Annotated in this window: 19 protein-coding genes and 1 tRNA gene; 10 read left to right on the top strand and 10 right to left on the bottom strand. The window is 66.0% G+C overall.

Annotated features, from left to right (window positions below):
* Positions 1 to 975: a Bug family tripartite tricarboxylate transporter substrate binding protein gene (locus BHK69_RS27405; protein WP_069692871.1), complete on the bottom strand. Its 975-nt coding sequence runs from the start codon at positions 973 to 975 to the stop codon at positions 1 to 3.
* Positions 976 to 1,038: 63 nt separating this feature from the next.
* A complete protein-coding gene (locus tag BHK69_RS27400; RefSeq protein WP_069692870.1) occupies positions 1,039 to 1,287 on the bottom strand; it encodes a hypothetical protein in 249 nt (82 codons plus the stop codon).
* A 143-nt stretch (positions 1,288 to 1,430) separates the two neighbouring features.
* Between BHK69_RS27400 and BHK69_RS27395 the strand changes: the two genes are divergently transcribed.
* The 4 genes from BHK69_RS27395 to BHK69_RS27380 all read left to right on the top strand — a co-directional run bounded on the left by BHK69_RS27395 (position 1,431) and on the right by BHK69_RS27380 (position 4,606).
* Entirely contained in the window at positions 1,431 to 2,372 is a 942-nt protein-coding gene (locus tag BHK69_RS27395; protein ID WP_083269915.1) for a transporter substrate-binding domain-containing protein, read from the top strand.
* A gap of 85 nt (positions 2,373 to 2,457) precedes the next feature.
* Complete coding sequence (locus BHK69_RS27390) at positions 2,458 to 3,123, top strand: amino acid ABC transporter permease (protein WP_069694007.1); 666 nt, start codon at positions 2,458 to 2,460, stop codon at positions 3,121 to 3,123.
* Between the two features lie 7 nt (positions 3,124 to 3,130).
* On the top strand, positions 3,131 to 3,808 hold the full coding sequence (locus BHK69_RS27385; RefSeq protein WP_069692869.1) for an amino acid ABC transporter permease: 678 nt from the start codon (positions 3,131 to 3,133) through the stop codon (positions 3,806 to 3,808).
* A 12-nt stretch (positions 3,809 to 3,820) separates the two neighbouring features.
* The gene (locus tag BHK69_RS27380; RefSeq protein ID WP_069692868.1) at positions 3,821 to 4,606 is read left to right on the top strand and encodes an amino acid ABC transporter ATP-binding protein; all 786 of its coding nucleotides are present in this window, start codon (positions 3,821 to 3,823) and stop codon (positions 4,604 to 4,606) included.
* Between the two features lie 127 nt (positions 4,607 to 4,733).
* On the opposite strand, the gene araD is transcribed toward BHK69_RS27380, so the two are convergent.
* The 3 genes from araD to BHK69_RS27365 form a co-directional block, all read right to left on the bottom strand.
* Positions 4,734 to 6,467: an L-arabinonate dehydratase gene (gene araD / locus BHK69_RS27375; protein ID WP_069692867.1), complete on the bottom strand. Its 1,734-nt coding sequence runs from the start codon at positions 6,465 to 6,467 to the stop codon at positions 4,734 to 4,736.
* 146 nt (positions 6,468 to 6,613) lie between these two features.
* The gene (locus BHK69_RS27370) at positions 6,614 to 7,531 is read right to left on the bottom strand and encodes a dihydrodipicolinate synthase family protein (protein ID WP_069692866.1); all 918 of its coding nucleotides are present in this window, start codon (positions 7,529 to 7,531) and stop codon (positions 6,614 to 6,616) included.
* A complete protein-coding gene (locus BHK69_RS27365) occupies positions 7,521 to 8,225 on the bottom strand; it encodes a GntR family transcriptional regulator (protein ID WP_244548341.1) in 705 nt (234 codons plus the stop codon). Before BHK69_RS27365 ends, BHK69_RS27370 begins: the two co-directional genes overlap by 11 nt.
* 287 nt (positions 8,226 to 8,512) lie before the next feature.
* Between BHK69_RS27365 and BHK69_RS27360 the strand changes: the two genes are divergently transcribed.
* From BHK69_RS27360 to BHK69_RS27345, 4 genes are all read left to right on the top strand, one after another.
* Positions 8,513 to 9,481, top strand: a complete 969-nt coding sequence (locus tag BHK69_RS27360) for a Bug family tripartite tricarboxylate transporter substrate binding protein (protein ID WP_069692865.1) — start codon at positions 8,513 to 8,515, stop codon at positions 9,479 to 9,481.
* A gap of 161 nt (positions 9,482 to 9,642) precedes the next feature.
* The gene (locus BHK69_RS27355; protein WP_069692864.1) at positions 9,643 to 10,356 is read left to right on the top strand and encodes a ribonuclease activity regulator RraA; all 714 of its coding nucleotides are present in this window, start codon (positions 9,643 to 9,645) and stop codon (positions 10,354 to 10,356) included.
* A gap of 125 nt (positions 10,357 to 10,481) precedes the next feature.
* The gene (locus tag BHK69_RS27350) at positions 10,482 to 11,576 is read left to right on the top strand and encodes an SMP-30/gluconolactonase/LRE family protein (RefSeq protein ID WP_069692863.1); all 1,095 of its coding nucleotides are present in this window, start codon (positions 10,482 to 10,484) and stop codon (positions 11,574 to 11,576) included.
* 202 nt (positions 11,577 to 11,778) lie between these two features.
* Positions 11,779 to 13,281 (top strand): methyl-accepting chemotaxis protein, encoded by a 1,503-nt coding sequence (locus BHK69_RS27345; RefSeq protein ID WP_158516290.1) that lies wholly within the window; start codon positions 11,779 to 11,781, stop codon positions 13,279 to 13,281.
* Here BHK69_RS27345 and BHK69_RS27340 read toward each other — a convergent pair whose 3' ends face one another.
* Positions 13,282 to 14,319: an NAD-dependent epimerase gene (locus BHK69_RS27340; RefSeq protein WP_069692861.1), complete on the bottom strand. Its 1,038-nt coding sequence runs from the start codon at positions 14,317 to 14,319 to the stop codon at positions 13,282 to 13,284. It abuts the gene before it with no gap.
* Positions 14,320 to 14,759: 440 nt separating this feature from the next.
* On the opposite strand from BHK69_RS27340, the gene BHK69_RS27335 reads away from it, so the two are divergent.
* Positions 14,760 to 15,332 (top strand): hypothetical protein, encoded by a 573-nt coding sequence (locus tag BHK69_RS27335; protein WP_069692860.1) that lies wholly within the window; start codon positions 14,760 to 14,762, stop codon positions 15,330 to 15,332.
* A gap of 112 nt (positions 15,333 to 15,444) precedes the next feature.
* Here BHK69_RS27335 and BHK69_RS27330 read toward each other — a convergent pair.
* Positions 15,445 to 15,521 (bottom strand) — tRNA-Met (locus tag BHK69_RS27330).
* A gap of 216 nt (positions 15,522 to 15,737) precedes the next feature.
* Positions 15,738 to 15,971 carry a hypothetical protein gene (locus BHK69_RS32405; RefSeq protein ID WP_148663611.1) on the bottom strand — a complete coding sequence of 78 codons (234 nt, stop codon included), beginning with the start codon at positions 15,969 to 15,971 and terminating at the stop codon, positions 15,738 to 15,740.
* On the opposite strand from BHK69_RS32405, the gene BHK69_RS27325 reads away from it, so the two are divergent.
* The gene (locus BHK69_RS27325) at positions 15,970 to 16,191 is read left to right on the top strand and encodes a hypothetical protein (RefSeq protein WP_148663610.1); all 222 of its coding nucleotides are present in this window, start codon (positions 15,970 to 15,972) and stop codon (positions 16,189 to 16,191) included. The two genes, BHK69_RS32405 and BHK69_RS27325, sit on opposite strands and share 2 nt — an antisense overlap.
* Before the next feature lie 48 nt (positions 16,192 to 16,239).
* Here the strand turns inward: BHK69_RS27325 and BHK69_RS27320 are convergent, their stop codons facing one another.
* Positions 16,240 to 16,887 (bottom strand): class I SAM-dependent methyltransferase, encoded by a 648-nt coding sequence (locus BHK69_RS27320; protein ID WP_069692858.1) that lies wholly within the window; start codon positions 16,885 to 16,887, stop codon positions 16,240 to 16,242.
* A 52-nt stretch (positions 16,888 to 16,939) separates the two neighbouring features.
* Entirely contained in the window at positions 16,940 to 18,124 is a 1,185-nt protein-coding gene (gene mnmA / locus BHK69_RS27315; RefSeq protein WP_069692857.1) for a tRNA 2-thiouridine(34) synthase MnmA, read from the bottom strand.
* Positions 18,125 to 18,362: the final 238 nt, after the last annotated feature.

Raw genomic sequence — 18,362 nt, 5'->3', positions numbered from 1 at the left:
TCATTCCGGCTTGAGCCCGGTCGCCTTGATCACTGCGTTCCATTTCGTCATCTCGCTGTCGATCAGCGCAGCCGCCTCGGCCGGCGTGCCCGGCTTGGGCGTGACGCCCTGGAGCTTCATCGCCTCCAGCGCCCGCGGGCTCCTCAGCGCCTTGCCGATCTCAGCGTTGAGCTTGTCGACGACGGGCTGCGGCGTGCCGGCCGGCGCCAGCACGCCGAACCAGGAGCCGATTTCGAAATCGGCCAGGCCCTGCGAGATCGCGGTCGGATAATCCGGCATGAAGGGTGAGGGCTCGCGGCCGGTCGTCGCGATCGCCTTCAGTGAGCCGGCATTCACATGCTGGAGCACGGAGGGGATCGTATCGAACATCACCTTGACCTGACCGCCGATCATGTCGGTCATCGCCGGGCCCGAGCCGCGATAGGCGACATGGCCGAGCTTGGTGCCGGCCCGCGCGTTGAACATCTCGCCCGCCAGATGCTGCGGCGAGCCATTGCCGGAGGAGGCGTAGTTGAAATCGTCGGGCTTCGCCTTGGCCAGTGCGACCAGCTCGGGGATGGTCTTGGCCTGCACCGAGGGGTGGACGACGAGCGCGAGGCCAACCGTGCCGGCGAGCGTGACCGGCGCGAAATCCTTCTTCAGGTCGAAGCCGGGCTTGGCCTGCAGGCCCATATTGATGGAGTGACTGGTGAGCGCGCCCATCAGCAGGGTGTAGCCATCGGGCTGGGCCCGGGCCACGGCCGCCGCACCGACGCTGCCGGCCGCGCCGGCGCGGTTCTCGACCACGACGCGCTGGCCGATCATGTGCGAGACCTCCTCGGCGATGACGCGGCCGATGATGTCGGTGGCGCCGCCGGGCGCATAGGGCACGATCAGGGTGATCGGCCTTGTCGGATAGGCTTGGGACAAGGCGGGCGCTATGCCGGCCAGAGCGAGGGCGGCGAGCGTGCCGCCCAGGAAGCTGCGTTTCAACATCGAGCGTTCTCCTCCTGTGGTGAAGCGGGCCGGTTGATCCGGCCTCGTCTGGTTCCGGATGGTTCAGTCGCGGCAGAGATCCTTCGCATCGGTATCGATGGCGAGGATGTCGGCGAAGCGCCTGGCGCGACGGCACAGGCAGATCGCCGGCACCCAGCTCTCCTGCTCGATCCGGGATTTGGTCGGAGGCCCGAAAGCCTCGCAGCAGCTCAGGCGAGGCGGGGAGGAGGGTGGCGTTTCGGGCAAAGGAGAGGTCTCGCTTGCGAGCGCAAGGCGGCTCGGAACCGAGCCGCCTGAATCTGCTGCCAGCATGCCCTGCCGATGGCTCCGGGTCGAGGCCTCGTCAGGCGGGGCCTGACCTTGCGAAAGCCCAGGGGATGGCCCGCTTCTTGCGAAAGCCGATGACGCCGGCCTGTCGAAAGCGGCGGCGCGTGCAGAGCGAAATGGAGAGCGAGATGGGCGTTCAGGACGACGTTGCTTCCCCACAGGATCTGGCTTCCCCGCAGGATTCGGCTTTGCTGGTCGAACGCCGCAGCCTGTTCGGGCTCGGCCTCGCCGGCGCCGCGATCGGCACCGCCGCGGCCGCCAGCCTGATCGCGCCCTCGGCCGCGCAGGCCCAGACCGCCGCCAAGAGCAAGCTCTACACGATCAAGGAGCGCGGCAAGCTCATCGTGGGCACGGGCAGCACCAACCCGCCCTGGCACTTCCAGGATGCCAGCGGCAAGCTCGTCGGCATGGATATCGACCTGGCCAAGCTCCTGGCGAAGGGCCTGTTCGACGATTACGAGAAGGTCGAGTTCGTGCTCCAGGGCTCGGATGCGCGCATCCCGAGCCTCGTCACCGACAAGGTCGATATCGTGGTGCAATGGATGACCGTGACGCCGGGACGGGCGCAACAGGTCGATTTCACCATTCCCTATTACCGCGAGGGCAATGGCCTGCTGATGCTGGCGCGCGGCGGCAAATACAAGAACTATGAGGAGCTGAAGGCTGCCGGCAGCGCCGTCACGGTCGGCGGCATGCAGAACGTCTTCCTGGAGGAATGGATCCACAAGGCTCTGCCGCAGGCCAAGGTCGACGCCTTCGACAGCCCGGATTCGGCGATGCAGGCGCTGAATGCCCGGCGCATCGATGCCTCGCTGCAAGATCAGTCGGCCGTGCGCTGGCTGATGCAGCAGGCGCCCGGCCGCTTCGTCGATTCAGGTTTCGGCTGGATGCCGAACTCCTATGCCTCGGCGGTCAAGCCCGGCGACCCGACCTGGCTGAACTGGGTCAACACGGCCTATAAGGAAGCGATGGTCGGCGTCGATTTCGACTATTTCGCCGCCTCGTACAAGAAGTGGTTCGGCATCGAACTGCAGATTCCGAAGGTCGGCTTCCCGCAAGAGTTCGCCTGATGGCATTGGCCCTGCCGGGGCCGGTCGGCATGCGCGCCGGCCGGCACGGCGTCGCGCTGTGGCTTGGACAATCACTGCCATCATGATCGACTATCATTTCGACTGGTCCGTCATTGCGCGCAACGCCGACAAATTGACCGATGCCCTGCTGCTCGGGCTCGGTCTTGCGCTCGTGTCGCTGCTGATCGGCAGCGTGATTGGGCTCTTGGCCGCCTATGCGCGCGTTTCGGGCAAGACCTGGCTCTCCGCCCCGGTCTGGGCCTATGTCGAGTTCATCCGCTGCACGCCACTGCTGCTGTTGATCTTCTTCCTCTATTTCGGCCTGCCGGAGTTCGACGTCAGTTTTCTCGACAAGACGCAGAGCTTCGTCCTCTCGCTCTCGCTCTATGCCGGCGCCTATATGTGCGAGGTCTTCCGCGCCGGCCTGGCCTCGATACCCAAGCAATATGTCGAGGCGGCCAAGGCGATCGGCCTGCGTCCCTGGCAGCGCCAGGCCTATGTCATTTTGCCCGTGATGTTCCGCATCACCTTGCCGTCGATCGGCAACAACCTGATCTCGCTGTTCAAGGACACGTCGCTGGCGGCCGCGATCGCGGTGCCGGAGCTGACCTTCACGGCGCGACAGATCAACGCCAACACCTTCCGGGTCATGGAGGTCTGGTTGACCGCAAGCGCGCTTTACCTGGTCAGCGCTTACCTGATCGCCATGATGCTGCGGCTGCTTGAGCGCCGCTACGCATCGATCCGCTGAGGCCGCCATGGATTTCTCGATGGCGCCCGGCACCTTCCTGTTCGAGGTCTGGCAGGCGCGGGGCTCGCTGCTCCAGGGGCTCGGCGTGACGATGCTGAGTTCGGCCCTGAGCATCGTCATGGCGACGGTCTGCGGGCTCGCGATGGGAGTGGCGCTGGCTTATGGCTGGTGGTGGCTGCGGCTGGTCGCCAGGCTCTATGTCGACCTGATGCGCGGCATCCCACTGCTGGTGCTGATCCTCTTCACCTATTACGGGCTGGCGCTGTTTGGCATCAACGTGCCGGCCTTCCGGGCCGGCGTCATCGCGCTCGGCGCTTTCGCCACGGCCCATGTCGCCGAGAATTTCCGCGGCGCGGTCCAGTCCGTGCCCGCCGGGCAGATGGAGGCGGCCAAGGCGATCGGGCTGACCTTCGGCAAGCGGCTCTCCTATGTCATCCTGCCCCAGGCCATGCGCCGCATGCTGCCGCCCTGGGTCAACACCGCGCTGGAGATCGTGAAGGGCACGACGCTGCTCTCGATCATCGGCGTGGTCGAGCTGCTGTTGTCGGCCCAGCAGGCGATGGCGCGCAATTACATGATCATCGATTTCTACCTGCTGACCGCGGCGCTTTATGTCGCGGTCAATTTCACGCTCGCCCAGCTCGGCGCATCGCTGGAGCGGCGGTTCTCCTATCTGCGCTACTAGAGCCGGATTCAGATGATCGAGCCAGCGCTTCTGCAAGCCCGTGACGTGCGCAAGACCTTCGGCCAGATCGAGGTGCTGAAGGGCATCGATCTCACCGTCAGCCAGGGGCAGGTGGTCTCGCTGATCGGCGCCTCGGGATCGGGCAAGACGACCTTCCTGCGCTGCATCAACCTGCTGGAAGAGCATGATGGCGGCGAGATCCTGCTCGATGGCGACCCGGTCGGCTACATCATGGCCGGTGAGCGCCGGAAGCGCCTGAGCGAGACGAAGGTCTCGGCGCAGCGTGCGCGGCTCGGCATGGTCTTCCAGCAGTTCAACCTGTTTCCGCATCTGACGGCCGCCGCCAACGTCATGCTCGGACTGACCAAGGTGCAGGGCAAGAGCGATGCCGAGGCGCGCGATATCGCCCAGCATTGGCTCGGCCGCGTCGGGCTGGCTGATCGCAGCGGTCATTACCCCTATCAGCTCTCCGGCGGCCAGCAGCAGCGCGTCGCGATCGCGCGAGCGGTCGCCATGCAGCCGCGGCTGCTGCTCTTCGATGAGGTGACCTCGGCGCTTGACCCCGAGCTCGTCGCGGAGGTCTTGAGCGTGATGCAGGGCCTGGCCGAGTCAGGGATGACGATGCTGCTGGTCAGCCATGAGATGATGTTCGTCCGCGATGTCTCGCACCATGTCGTCTTCCTCGACCAGGGCAAGGTCGCCCAGGCCGGGCCGCCGGCCGAGATCTTCGGCAATCCTCAGAACGACCGGCTCAAGAGCTTCCTCGGGCGCTTCCACGGGTTGTTCGGGCGGGGTTGAGCGGGACTTGTGTCGCTTGTCGCCGTCCATTCCCGTCATTGCGAGGAGCGAAGCGACGAAGCAATCCAGGAGGGCATCGAGCACGCGGCTCTGGATTGCTTCGCTGCGCTCGCAATGACGGTTGGCGCTAGTGAATCTCCGGCTCGGGGATCTTCGCGGTGCCTTCGAGATAGTCGAAATCGCAGCCCTTGTCGGCCTGGCGGATATGGGCCGCCGACATCTTGCCGTAGCCGCGCGGATAGTCGCGGTTCGGCGGCGACCAGCTCGCGAGCCGCGACGCGATCTCAGCGTCGCTCAGATTGACGTTGATGCTGCGCGCCTCGACATCGACGCTGATGATGTCGCCGGTCCTGACCGCCGCGAGCGGTCCCTTGATGTAGGCTTCGGGCGCGACATGGAGCACGCAGGCGCCATAGCTGGTGCCGGACATGCGGGCGTCCGAGATGCGCAGCATGTCGCGCACGCCCTGCTTCAAGAGCTTGCGCGGGATCGGCATCATGCCCCATTCCGGCATGCCGGGACCGCCGACGGGGCCGCAATTCTTCAGCACCATGACGTGGTCGGCCGTGACGTCGAGGCTCTCGTCGTTCACCGCCTTCATCATCGCGTCGTAGTCCTCGAAGACCAGCGCCGGGCCTGAATGCTTGAGCAGGCGCGGTTCGGCGGCGGAAGGCTTGATAACGCAGCCATCGGGGGCGAGGTTGCCCTTGAGCACGGCGAGCCCGTTGGCGGTCGAGACGGCGCGGTCGAGCGGGCGGATGACGTTGTCGTCATAGATCTGGGCCAGCGCGATCGTCTCCGAGATCGGCTTGCCGGTCACCGTCATCGCGTCGGTGTGGAGCTTGCTCTCAAGTTGCTTGAGCAGGGCCGGCAGCCCGCCGGCATAGAAGAAGTCCTCCATCAGGAACTCGCCGGAGGGGCGCAAGTTTGCGATCACCGGCACCGTCCGTGAAAAGGCGTCGAAATCATCCGGCGTCAGCGGCACGCCGGCGCGGCCGGCCATGGCGATGAGGTGGATGATGGCGTTGGTCGAGCCCGCGACCGCCATATGCACGGTCAATGCGTTCTCGAAGCTTTTCCGCGTCAGAATCCGGTCCGGCGTCAGATCCTCCCAGACCATCTCGACGATGCGCTTGCCGCTGGCGGCGGCCATGCGCGGATGGGCCGCGTCGGCGGCGGGGATGGCGGAGGCGCCGGGCAGCGTCAGGCCGAGCACCTCGGCATGGCTCATCATGGTCGCGGCCGTGCCCATCACCATGCAGGTGCCATAGGAGCGGGCGATGCCGCTCTCCATGTCGCGCCATTGATCGTCGGTGATGTTGCCGGCTTCCTTCTCGGCCCAGTATTTCCAGACATCGGCGCCGGAGCCGAGCACCTTGCCAGCCCAGTTGCCGCGCAGCATCGGGCCTGCCGGAACGAAGATGAAGGGCAGGCCGGCGCTGCAGGCGCCCATGATCAAGGCCGGGGTGGATTTGTCGCAGCCGCCCAGCAGCACCACGCCGTCGAGCGGATGGGAGCGGATCGATTCTTCGGTCTCCATCGCCAGGAAGTTGCGGTAGAGCATCGTCGTCGGCTTCTGGTACTGCTCCGAGACCGACATCACCGGGATCTCGACGGGAAAGCCGCCCGCCGCCCAGACGGCGCGCTTCACCGCTTCGGCGCGGTCGCGCAAATGGGTGTGGCAGGGATTGATCTCGGACCAGGTGTTGAGGATGCCGATGACCGGCTTACCCATGAACTCGTCATGGCCGAAGCCCATCTGCAGCGCCCGCGAGCGATGGCCGAAGGAGCGCAGGTCGCTCGCGCCGAACCAGCGCTTGCTGCGCAGGGTGTCGGGCGTCTTGCGGGGATGGGACGACATAGGCGTTTCCTTCGAGTGATCTTTTTGTTTGTCGCAGGCATTCTCCGTCATGCTCGGGCTTGTCCCGAGCATCCACGTCTTGAACACAGGTCGCGACCAGCCAAGACGTGGATGGTCGCCACAAGGGCGACCATGACGGGGTGGCGCTACTCCGCTGCCACTCGCACGGCGCTCCAGCCGGCGACGATGCGGCGGAGTTCCGCGCGTTCGGCCTCGTTCAGTTCGGGCAGGCCGGGCAGGCGCACCGGCCCGACCGGCGTGCCGAGCAGGCCGAGCGCCTCCTTCACCACCGTGACATTGGCGCCGTTGCCGTATTTCGTCCGCATCGTCTCGAAGCCGGCGATCTCGCTGACCTGCGCGCGCGCCTTGGCGAAGTCGCCCGCCTCCAGCGCCTGCCAGATCGAGAGCGAGCGTTCGGGCGCGACATTGACCAGCCCCGAGGTGAAGCCGCGCGCACCCAGCGCATAGAAGGGCGCGGCCCAGCCTTCAGCCAGGCCGCAGATCCAGTTGGCGCTGGTGCCTTCCGTGGCGCGGACGCATTCGGCCAGCAGCATCGCGTTGGTCGAGGCGAATTTGACGCCGGCGACATTGGCATGGGTCGCGACGCGGACGAGGTCCTTCACGCCGATCGCGTCCGAGCGGATATAGGCGACGACAGGCAATGTCAGCGCCTCGGCGATGGCGATGATGTAGTCAGCCTGCGACTGCGGCGCGGCGAAGGGGTCGAGCGGGTGATGCACCATCACCGCGTCGCAGCCCGCGGTCGCGGCGAGCTTGCCGGTCGAGACGGCTTCGCGCAGGGAGCGGCCGATGCCGGCGGTCACCAGTGCCTTGCCATTGGCGGCCTGCGCGGCGACGGCGTGGCTCCTCACGACCTCGTCGGTCGTCATCGGGTAGAACTCGCCGGTGTTGCCGGCCGAGACGATGTTGTGGATGCCGGCCGCCGCGATGCGCGCGACGATCTTAGCCGTCACCGCCCAATCGGCCTCGCCATCGGCCCCCCAGGCGGTGACATGCACGCCGGAGATGCCGCGCAAAGCCTTGCGCACTGTATCATTCGTCATAGGCCAGTCCCTCCGCATCTGAGCCGAACACCTGGCGCACATGGGCTTTCGCCGAGCGCACGATGTGGCGTCTCATCCTCGTCTCGGCGAGCGCCGGATCGCGTCCCGCCAGCGCCTCGAAAATCGATTTGTGTTCCTCAAAGCCCTGGGCGCGCTCGGCGGACTCGGAGAGCAGCGCGATGCGCTGGGCGTGATCGTACATGCGCTGGCCGTCGAGCCGGCGCTCGAGATAGGTGCAGCCCGAAATCCGGTGGATCGTGCCGTGATAGGCCTCGTTCAGGGTGACGAGATCCTCAAGCGCGCTATGTGCCGTCGCATGCTCCATGTCGTCGATCAGGCGCGCCATCTCGGCGATGTCGGCTTCGCTCAGCCGGTTGGCGGCGATATGAGCCATGACGCTTTCGAGCGCGGCGCGGCCAAGCGCCATTTCCAGCGCCTGCCGGGCCGAGAACTCGACGAAGACGCCGCGCCGGGCTTCCGTGCGGACCAGCCCCTCGCTTTCCAGCTTGCGGATCGCGTCCTTCACCGGGGTAGTGCTGACGCCGAGCATTTCGGCGAGCTGGCGCTCGTTCAGGCGTTCGCCATTGCGGAAGCGCCCGGCGACGATCGCGCGACGCAAGCGCTCATGCACATGCTCGCGCAGGGAGCGCAGCAGATGCGGAGCGACGGGCTCGATGGCGATCGATTGCGACATTGCGTTCCAGCGTTTGGCGGTTCCAGAAGAACTTGGCGTTCCAGAACTTGGCGGTTCCAGAACTTGGCGGTTCCAGGTCATGGTTTCGCAGCCGACGAATCCCGGATGGGAGTGAGGCGACCAGGAACCCATGGCGGCACCAAACATCACAAACCGCAAGTGCCGGCAAGTCTGAAATTTCAGATTTCAAATTCGAAATGTCGTGCTATGTCACTCTCAAGGCCAAGCCAAGGGCCGCACCGGCGCAACGAGCCGGGACTGAAAACGCAATGGGAGGATTGCCGACAATGAGACTGACACGCAGGGCCATGATCGCTGCCGCTTGCCTGGCTGCTGCGCCAGCCGCGATGGCTCAGGGAGATTATCCCTCCAGGGTCGTGACGATCGTCGTGCCCTTCGCCGCGGGCGGCACCACCGACATCCTCGGACGTCTGCTGGCCGAAAGGCTGGGCGCCCGGATGAACGGTCGCTTCATCGTCGAGAACCGGGCCGGAGCCGGCGGCAATACCGGCGTAGCCGCCGTCGCACGCTCGACGCCCGATGGCTACACGCTGACCATGGGCACGGTCTCGACCCATGCGATCAATCCCGGCGTCTACGCCAAGATGCCCTATGACCACATCAAGGATTTCGCGCCGATTTCGCAGGTGGCGAGCGTGCCGAACATCCTGATGGTCAATATCGACCTGCCGGCCAAGACGGTGCCGGAGCTGATCGCGCTCTTGAAGGCCAATCCCGGCAAATACTCGTTCGGCTCGTCGGGCGCCGGCACCTCGACGCATATGGCGGCCGAATTGTTCAAGGTCGCGACCGGGACCGACATGGCCCATGTGCCTTATCGTTCCAGCGGGCAGGTGACGCAGGATCTGCTCTCAGGCCAGATCCAGGTCTCGTTCGACAACATCACCATCGCCTGGCCGCATGTCGAGGCCGGCAAGATCCGCGCGCTCGCCACCGCGACGCCGGAGCGGCTGGCTGTGGCGAAGGATCTGCCGGCGCTGGCCGAGTTCATCCCGGGCTATGCCGCGACCTCCTGGCACGGCATCTTCGCGCCGTCGGGCGTGCCCAAGGAGATCGTCGCCAGGCTTTCCACCGAGGTGCAGGCGATCATGCGCGAGCCTGGCACGATCGAGCAGTTGAAGAAGCTCGGTGTCGATCCCGTCGGTTCGACGCAAGAACAGTTTGCCGCCCATATCGCCGCCGAGACCAAGCGCTGGGCCGAGGTGGCGCAGAAGGCGAATGTAAAGATCGAATGAGCGAAGGGCCGATCATTCCGCCAGCGCGGCCGCCTGACGTGGCGGTCTGCGCTTCCGGTGCTCACGTACTTGAGTACGCTCCGCTCCGGTTCTCGACCGCCACGCCATCCGTCTCACGATGACAAAATGCTCGACCCTTCGCTGGAGCCCCGCTCAAGATCATGACGACCCTCACTCCCGAAAACCGCACGAAACTGAAGCGCGTCTCGACCGCCACGCTCACCACCGCTCTGTTCAAGCGCGGCTTCCGCAACGTCTTCATCCAGGATGTCAGGCCGCTCGGCCAGAAGTCCGGCTCGATGGTCGGCGAGGCCTTCACGCTGCGCTATATCCCGGCGCGCGAGGATCTCGACCTGCTCTCGTCCTTCGAGGGCACAGAGCATCCGCAGCGGCGCGCGGTCGAGGATTGCCCGGCCGGTCATGTCATGGTGATCGACAGCCGCAAGGACCCGCGCGCGGCCTCGGCCGGCGGCATCCTGGTCTCGCGCCTGATGCAGCGTGGCGTCGCCGGCGTGGTCACCGATGGCGGCTTTCGCGATACGCCGGAGATCGCCGCCATGGCGATCCCCGCCTATCACAACCGCCCGAGCGCGCCGACCAATCTGATCCGCCACCATGCGCTCGACATCAACGCGCCGATCGCCTGCGGCGACGTCGCTGTCTATCCCGGCGACATCATGGTCGGCGACGGCGAGGGCGTCTGCGTCATTCCCGCCCATCTCGCCAACGAGATCGCGCCGGAGGTCTATGAGCAGACGGCCTATGAGGATTTCGTCGCCGAGCGCGTGCGCGCCGGGCAGGGCATCTTCGGGCTTTATCCCGCCAATGCCGAGACCAAGGTCGAGTTCGCCAAATGGCGGCCGAGCTGGTCCTGAACGCCCGCGCCGCCCGCCGCTGAGGCGGCGGCGCGCAAGCCTTGGGACCATATTCTGCGGAGAAGCCGGCGAAGACCGGCTGCCGCGCTTAAGACCATCAACGACAAAAAACTCCGGGGGAAACAATGGTTGAAACATCTCGTCGTCATCTGCTCGCGGGCGGCGCGGCCGTCATAGCCGGCTCAGTTCTGGCCCGGCCCGCACTCGCGCAAGGCTTCCCGTTCAAGCCGAACCAGCGCTACCCTGATCCATCGGTCGAGATCCTCGATCCCAGCTTCGCGAAATACCGGATCTATTCGAGCACCGTGGAGCAACTGGGGACCGGCATGCGCTGGGCCGAGGGGCCGGTCTATTTCCCGCAAGGGCGCTACCTGCTGGTGAGCGACATCCCGAACAACCGGATCATGAAATATGACGAGGTGAAGAACAGCTTCACCGTCTTCCGCGAGAACGCCAACTACGCCAACGGCAATGCCCGCGACCGCCAGGGTCGTCTCGTCACCTGCGAGCATTCGGTGACGCGCCGGATCACCCGCACCGAGAAGAACGGCAAGATCACCGTTCTGGCCGACAGCTATGAGGGCAAGCGTCTCAACGCGCCCAACGACATCGTCGTCAAATCCGATGATACGATCTGGTTCACCGATCCGCTCTTCGGCATCAGCGGCGAATGGGAAGGCTTCCGCGCCAAGCCGGAGCAGGCGACGACCAACGTCTATCGCATCGGCACCGACGGCAAGCTCATGGCGGTGATCACCGATCTGGTGAACCCGAATGGCCTCGCCTTTTCGCCCGACGAGAAGAAGCTCTATGTCGTGGAATGGCGCGGCACGCCCAATCGCAGCATCTGGAGCTACGACATCGACGCGCAGGGCAAGGCCTCGAACAAGACCAAGGTGGTCGATGCCGCCGATTTCGGCGCGCTGGACGGCTTCAGGGTCGACCGCGACGGCAATCTCTGGTGCGGCTATGGCAGCAATGGCGCGCTTAATGCGGAAGCGGCAGATACCGGTGGGCGCAAGGTCTTCTCATTGCGGGGCAAGTCGGAGGATCTTGACGGTGTCATGGTGTTCAGCCCCGCCGGCAAGCCGCTCGCCTTCATCCGCCTGCCGGAGCGCTGCGCCAATCTGTGCTTCGGCGGTCCCAAGGGCAACCGCCTCTACATGGCGAGCTCGCATTCGCTCTATGCGCTTTACGTCGAGGCGCATGGCGCGGTGTAGCAGCCAGAGGCAGGCAGAGTTCGCCAGATGCGGCCGAACGGGTCGTGAGGCGAGATTAACCTGGTCTTGAGTTCCCGCGGCCAAGCTGTCCATGGGAGTATAAGCGCACGGCAGAAAAGCTGGCATGGAGAGAGCGGATCAACAGCGCCAAGTACCGAAGATCATAGCGCTTTTGGCGCGCTATCAGATGTGGATCAGCAGATTGCTGCGGCTGCCTCTCCTGAATGAAGGGGAGGCGGCCCTGCTGCGGCAATCGCAGGCAGACATCTTCGTCACGATCCTGCCGCCAATCCTGATCTCGAATGTGCTGGCCGCCTGGGTCATTGCGCTCGCGGCGCTGTACTATGGCTGGATCCTGCTGCCTGTCTCCTGGGCGGCCAGCGTTGCCGCCATCGGCTTCCTCGGGATCAGGCGGATCAGACTGATCAAGGCGCGCCAGCGCAGCGAGCCACCTTCGGAACGCTTCGTCGCGCGCATCATCGCCGACTCCGCCATCATGGCGATGCCTTGGCTGGTGATCGCGATAGGGCTCAATCCGGGCGTCGCGCCGCAGATGGAGGTGCTCTTTTCGACCATCCTGGCGGGCCTCATCTTCGCAGGCATCTTCACGATGGCGAGCATGCCGGCGGCCGCGTTGATGTTCTCGGGGCTGATCATGGCCGGCCGGCTGATCCAGCTCGTCTTCACGGGGCTTGACCAGGCAGTCGCCAACCTTGCCATGCTGCTGATCTACAGCACCGTGCTGGTCATCTCGTTGCGGGCCTTCGCGCTGCTTTATATCGAGCGCGTGCGGGGCTCGATCACGGCAGCGACGCTGCGCGAGGAGGCACAGGCGCGCGCGCTGAGCGAGGAACGGCGACGCCAGCAGGTGGAGGCGCAGGCTGCGGGTTTCCGCGATGATGTCGGCGATATCCTCGGCGCCTTCTCGCAGTCGGCGAGCCGCATGAACGAGGCGGCCGAGGGACTGCGGAGCATCGCCCGCAGCTCGCATGACACCCTGTCGGGAGCTCTCGGACGGGTCGGTTCGGCCAAGAGCGACATCGCCTCGGTCGAGTTCTGTTCGCGCCGGCTGACCGAGACAATCGGACTGATCCGCCACGAGACCGATGCGACGACGCAGCTCGTGCGCATGGCGGCCGCCGATGTCGTGGCCTCTATTGCCATCAAGACCGGGCTGACCGGGGCGGTGCGCGATATCGGCCAGGTTTCCAACCTGATCCGTGACATTGCCGCCCAGACCAATCTGCTCGCCCTCAATGCGACGATCGAGGCGGCTCGCGCCGGCCTCGCAGGCCGCGGTTTCGCGGTCGTCGCCAGCGAGGTCAAGGATCTCGCCGCGCGGACCGGAGCAGCGACGGAAGACATCGCCCAGCGTATCGAGGAGGTGCGGCTGGCGACCGAGCGTTCGCTCGCGGCTGTGATGAACATCAGTGCCTCGACGGATGCGATCGTGGGCGCGACCGGCGGCATCGTCATTGCCGTCGACCAGCAAGCCGAGGCCATCGAGACCATGCTGGCTCTGCTGGCACGCGCCGTTTCCGAGGCCGAGCAGGCGGCACAGGCGATCGACCGCGTCGCGGCCGATGCCGCCCGCACTCTGGAGAGCGGCGAGGAGATTTCCCAGGCTGCGGCCGGGATCGATGTTTCGGCGACCCGTCTCGACGAATCCGTCGCCCGGTTCTCCCGCGACGTCGTCAGGGGCTGATCAGCCGGCTGTCCCGATGCGGTAGAATTCGCGGTACCACGCCACGAAACGGGCGATGCCGGTCTCGATCGGCGTGTCCGGCCTGAAATCGACCTTTGCCATCAAGGCGGAGACATCGGCGAAGGTCGCGGGCACGTCGCCGGGCTGCATCGGCAGGTGGCGCTTGATCGCGGGCTTGCCGCAGGCCTGCTCGACCGCCGCGATGAAGTGGTCGAGCCGCACGGGCGTGTGGTTGCCGATATTGTAGATGCGGTGCGGAGCGGCGGCCGTCGCGGGGTCAGGGCGGGCCTGGTCGAAAGCGGGATCGGCCTGGGGCGGCGCAGCCACGAGCCGGACGATCGCCTCGCTGACATCGTCGACATAGGTGAAGTCGCGGCTCATCTCGCTTTCGGCGTAGACGTCGATCGGCTGGCCCTCGAGGATCGCCTTGGTGAACTTGAAGTAAGCCATGTCCGGCCGGCCCCAGGGTCCGTAGACGGTGAAGAAGCGCAGGCCCGTCGCCGGGATGCCGTAGAGATGGGCGTAGGAATGCGCCATCAATTCATTGGCGCGCTTGGTTGCGGCGTAGAGCGAGACTGGATGATCGGCGCCGTCATGCTCGCTGAACGGCGTCTTGGCGTTGGCGCCGTAGACCGAGCTCGACGAGGCATAGATCAGATGGCCGACGGGATTGTGCCGGCAGGCCTCCAGCACCGACAGGAACCCGTCGAGATTGGCGCTGGCATAGGCGCGCGGATTGTCGAGCGAATAGCGCACACCGGCCTGGGCCGCGAGGTGAATGACGGCGTCGGGCCGGTAAGCCGCAAAAGCCGACAGGAGCCCATCATAGTCGGCGATATCCAGGGCCTCGAAGGCAAAGCCATTGCGCGGGGTGAGCCGGTCGAGCCGGGCCTGCTTCAGGGCCGGGTCGTAATAGGGCGTCAGGTTGTCGATGCCCAGAACCTGGATACCTTGGGCGAGCAGCGCCTCGGCGACATGGTAGCCGACGAAGCCGGCGGCTCCGGTCAGCAGGATGCGTTGCTGGCGAGTGTTGGTCATCTGGCGACGCGCCGTCCCTTGCCGCGGAGATGGCTGGCGGCGGGAGAGTGTTTCGCCGCCGGCTCCACATAGCGCCGGCAGCGAATGGCGGCCTGCGGGCCGCGACCGGGTTCGATTGCAGCCTCGTCCTCTTCGGATGATTTGCGGCGTGAGGCAAGAGCCCGACGATGTCGCGTCGCGCCGGTTTCGCAGCGTTCCCGGCCATGACGGCCTGTGGCATGCCGGCGATGAGCCGGGAAGAGCGGGCAATTTCTGCCTCCCGGTCCTCGCAACATGGCAAAAGCTGCCGGACCATTATGGTGAACGATCATTTAATCGATTGATTTGATTGCCTTTTTCTCCGGCTCGGCAATTGCGTGCCGCTTGCCCGGAGGCCAGCACCGATGCGGCCTCCGCCACCGGTATCGATGACCCAAAGGGGCCAGTCAGGAGAGCGTTCCATGAGTAGCGTATCGTCCAGCGCGCAGAACTATTCCCGGTTCGAGACGCGCGTCCAAAGCCGGCTGAACGCCGACATCGCCTCGGGCAAGATTTCCGCAGCGGACGGGACTGCGCTCGGCAGCGCGCTTGGCGACATCCAGCAGCAGCTCACCGCCAGCTCGACCCAAAGCACCTCGTCTTCCACGGGGAAGCTGGGCACGACGGTCGGCTCGCTCATCGATGGCGAGGTCTCGTCGGGAAAGCTGACCAGCGCTCAGGCCGGCGAACTCAAGAGCCTGCTCGGGGGTGGGCACCGCGTCGGCGGAGGTCACCATGGCCACAAATCCCAGGCGGCCAAGAAAGACAGCAGCGATCAGGCTAGCGACGATACCCAAACCCGGCTCCCCGGGGTGTTGAACGCGGCCTCTTCCAATGCGGCCGATTCCAGCGCCGCTGCCGATCCGCTCGCGGAATTCCTCAAGATCCTGCAGAGCGCTCAGCAGACCTTGTCCAGTTCGTCCTACACCGCAGCCGGCACGAGCACGACCAAGACCCCCAGCTCAAGCCTGGGCCTCGTCGACACCACCGCCTGACGGGCGCGGCGGTCAATAGAATGGCTGGGATGGAAACGGGACGGGCCGATGCATGTCGGCCTGGTCCCTCATCACTGTCATCGGAGAACCGCACCCCGTTTGGGGAAAGCGTTGGTAGCGGGAGAGGGACTCGAACCCCCGACACGCGGATTATGATTCCGCTGCTCTAACCAGCTGAGCTACCCCGCCCCGAGACGAAGGCTCGCCGCTGACGGCGTGCCTTTGTGAGGGCGCGTATAGGGGGCGAAGGGTGATGCCGTCAAGCCTCCGGACGGCATGGGAGATAATCATATGACATGCGCATTACGCTCTTTGCGGCGAGTACTGTAGGTTTGCCATGCGTTCATTGCATTGGTGCAGTCTTGAAGCCCGGATACGACGGCTTAGCTGATAGCTAGACCGGCGTCAGGGGCCGCTGCGGGAATGGCCGACGATGATCGCCGCCATCGCACCGCTGCGCAGCCGGTCATTTCGGAGGCCGCTTTTGATGGCAACGCTCATTTCATCCTTCACTGCTTCGTTTGCACAGTCCCTTTCGACACATGCCAGGCCCCGTCTTGCCAGGCCCCGTCTTGCCAGGCCGCGCATCGCCCAGACCGTGGCGGCTATCGCGCTCGGCTTCGCGGCGTTCGGCGCCATGCCGAGTGCTCCTGCCGCCGCCGCCGAGCGCTCTGGCTGGGAGACCGCCTGCGCCTACAAGCAGCCCTCGGGCATGTTCGGCAACGGCTATACGGTGGTGGCCGACATGTGCGCGCGTCTGCGCTCCTGCCAGGCCATCTCGGATCGGGGCGGCGACCTCGCGCAGGCCGGGTGCTTCGGCTTCGAGCCCGCGCCGCGCCCGGCTGGTCCGCGCTCCTAAACACGCTTCCGGCCCGGCAGGCATGGCGCCTGCCGGGCCGGAATCATCTCAGGCCGTAGCGGCTTGATGTGACGCGGTCTTGCGCAGGCGGACGACCTTGAAATAGCCGCGGCCGACATGGACGGTCTCGTAGCGTCCAGTGCGGGCCGCCCAGTCGGTCAGGCGGCTGACCTTGAAATCCGTGCTCCAGCCGATTGCCTTGGCCAGGGGGGCGAGTGCTGCCCAGAATGGTGCAAGCAGGCTGCCATCGTCGACGAGGCGGCTCGAGATCACGATCTCGCCGCCGGGTTTCAATACGCGATCCATCTCGGCCAGGGCCTGCTCCGGGTCGGGCACCAGCGTGATCACGAATTGCGCGGTCACGGCGTCGAAGCGTTCGGCCTCGAAGCCCAGGCGGCAGGCATCCATCACCATCAGGCCGCGGACATGGGCGAGCCCCTGGCTCGCGACCTTGCGGTTGGCGACCTTGAGCATGTCGAGCGAGAGATCGGCCCCGAGCACGCGTGTGCCTTGCGTGAAATAGGGCAGGGTCAGCCCGGTGCCGACGCCGATCTCCAGGATGTCGGGGCCGCAGGCGCAGGCCGCCGCGACGGCCTCGCGCTGCGGGCGGGCCAGCATGCGCAGATAGACCTTGTCGTAGAATTTGGCCCAGGCCGCATAGGCGCGCTTCTGGGCTTCGAGGTGAGTCACCGACATGGAGCGGCTCGCAGCGATTGAGGTTGCAGGAAAAGCCGGGGCGGGGTCGGGCTCAGGGCTGTGCGTGGGCGAAGGCAGGCGCGGGCGTCAGCATTGCCAGCGGCGGCCGCAGGATCGTGCCGCCGCCGAGCACGCGCGCATCGGGGCCGGCATCCGTGTAGATGACGCAAGCCTGGCCGGGTGAAACGCCCTCTTCATCGCTGGCGAGTTCGATCTTGAGGCCGTCCTCGTCGCGCATCAGGCGGGCTTCGCGCGGTGCCCGGGTCGAGCGCACCCGGACGGCGACATCGAGCCCCTCGACCGGGAGCGCATCCAGCGAGAGGTCGCCGAGCCAGTTGACGTCGCGCAGCCTGATCTCGCGCACGCCCAGCGCCTCGCGCGGGCCGACGATGACACGGGCGAGGTCGGCGTCGAGCCGCAGCACATAGAGCGGCTCGGCCGCGCTGAGACCCAGCCCCTTGCGCTGTCCAACGGTGTAGCGCAGCACGCCGTCATGGCGCCCGAGCACGCGCCCGTCGAGATGGACGATCTCACCGGGGCGCGAGGCGCCGGGCTTCAGCTTCTCGATCACATCGGCATAGCGGCCATTGGGAACGAAGCAGATGTCCTGGCTGTCGGGCTTGTCGGCGATGCCGAGCCCGAGTTCGGCGGCGAGTGCGCGGGTCTGCGCCTTGTCGATGCTGCCGAGCGGGAAGCGCAGCAGATCGAGCTGCTCCTGCGTCGTCGCATAGAGGAAATAGCTCTGGTCGCGCGCGGCGTCGGCGGCGCGGAACAGGCCGCGATGGCCGGTGCCGAGGTCGCGGCTGACGACATAATGGCCGGTCGCCAGCGCATCGGCACCGAGCTCCCGGGCCAGGCCCAGGAGGTCGCGGAACTTCACCGTGCGATTGCATTCGACACAAGGGATCGGCGTCTCGCCGGCGAGATAGCTCTCGGCGAAGCGCTCGATCACGGCGTCGCGGAAACGGCTCTCATAATCGAGCACGTAATGGGGGATGCCGATGGCCTCCGCGACGCGGCGGGCGTCGTGGATATCCTGGCCGGCGCAGCAGGCGCCGGCGCGGTGCACGGCCGCGCCATGATCGTAAAGCTGCAGCGTCACGCCGATGACGTCATAGCCCTCGCGCTTCAGCAGCGCGGCGACGACGGAGGAGTCGACGCCGCCGGACATCGCCGCGACGACGCGCGTGGCCGCAGGCGGCTTGGCGATGTCGAGGGAGTTGAGGGGCGTGGTCATGCGATGGTCCGGTCCGGGACGGCGGCGGATGCGATCGGCGGTTCTATACCGGCTTTGGTGCGCGCCTGCCAGCGCGCGATCGGCAAATCCTGCCGGGCTGGGGTGCAAGACCGGCGCTTCTTGCCGTCAGGTTGATCGTGTGATGCAGCTAAGTCATTGATATCAATTATGCATTGTGTGGCGTGGGACTTGCTCCCCGGAGGGGCGGGTGTTGTGTTGCCCGCGTCCGGAATCGCCG

The sequence above is a fragment of the Bosea vaviloviae genome, assembly GCF_001741865.1.
GTDB classification, from domain to species: domain Bacteria; phylum Pseudomonadota; class Alphaproteobacteria; order Rhizobiales; family Beijerinckiaceae; genus Allobosea; species Allobosea vaviloviae.
This window is presented reverse-complemented; position numbering and strand designations above follow the sequence as displayed.

What these genes read in the sequence shown, in the direction of transcription:
- BHK69_RS27405 (WP_069692871.1), bottom strand. Translation starts at nt 975, where the DNA reads ATGTTGAAACGCAGCTTCCTGGGCGGCACGCTCGCCGCCCTCGCTCTG.
- BHK69_RS27400 (WP_069692870.1), bottom strand. Translation starts at nt 1,287, where the DNA reads ATGCTGGCAGCAGATTCAGGCGGCTCGGTTCCGAGCCGCCTTGCGCTC.
- BHK69_RS27395 (WP_083269915.1), top strand. Translation starts at nt 1,431, where the DNA reads ATGGGCGTTCAGGACGACGTTGCTTCCCCACAGGATCTGGCTTCCCCG.
- BHK69_RS27385 (WP_069692869.1), top strand. Translation starts at nt 3,131, where the DNA reads ATGGATTTCTCGATGGCGCCCGGCACCTTCCTGTTCGAGGTCTGGCAG.
- BHK69_RS27380 (WP_069692868.1), top strand. Translation starts at nt 3,821, where the DNA reads ATGATCGAGCCAGCGCTTCTGCAAGCCCGTGACGTGCGCAAGACCTTC.
- araD (WP_069692867.1), bottom strand. Translation starts at nt 6,467, where the DNA reads ATGTCGTCCCATCCCCGCAAGACGCCCGACACCCTGCGCAGCAAGCGC.
- BHK69_RS27370 (WP_069692866.1), bottom strand. Translation starts at nt 7,531, where the DNA reads ATGACGAATGATACAGTGCGCAAGGCTTTGCGCGGCATCTCCGGCGTG.
- BHK69_RS27365 (WP_244548341.1), bottom strand. Translation starts at nt 8,225, where the DNA reads ATGTCGCAATCGATCGCCATCGAGCCCGTCGCTCCGCATCTGCTGCGC.
- BHK69_RS27360 (WP_069692865.1), top strand. Translation starts at nt 8,513, where the DNA reads ATGAGACTGACACGCAGGGCCATGATCGCTGCCGCTTGCCTGGCTGCT.
- BHK69_RS27355 (WP_069692864.1), top strand. Translation starts at nt 9,643, where the DNA reads ATGACGACCCTCACTCCCGAAAACCGCACGAAACTGAAGCGCGTCTCG.
- BHK69_RS27350 (WP_069692863.1), top strand. Translation starts at nt 10,482, where the DNA reads ATGGTTGAAACATCTCGTCGTCATCTGCTCGCGGGCGGCGCGGCCGTC.
- BHK69_RS27340 (WP_069692861.1), bottom strand. Translation starts at nt 14,319, where the DNA reads ATGACCAACACTCGCCAGCAACGCATCCTGCTGACCGGAGCCGCCGGC.
- BHK69_RS27335 (WP_069692860.1), top strand. Translation starts at nt 14,760, where the DNA reads ATGAGTAGCGTATCGTCCAGCGCGCAGAACTATTCCCGGTTCGAGACG.
- BHK69_RS27325 (WP_148663610.1), top strand. Translation starts at nt 15,970, where the DNA reads ATGCCGAGTGCTCCTGCCGCCGCCGCCGAGCGCTCTGGCTGGGAGACC.
- BHK69_RS32405 (WP_148663611.1), bottom strand. Translation starts at nt 15,971, where the DNA reads ATGGCGCCGAACGCCGCGAAGCCGAGCGCGATAGCCGCCACGGTCTGG.
- BHK69_RS27320 (WP_069692858.1), bottom strand. Translation starts at nt 16,887, where the DNA reads ATGTCGGTGACTCACCTCGAAGCCCAGAAGCGCGCCTATGCGGCCTGG.
- mnmA (WP_069692857.1), bottom strand. Translation starts at nt 18,124, where the DNA reads ATGACCACGCCCCTCAACTCCCTCGACATCGCCAAGCCGCCTGCGGCC.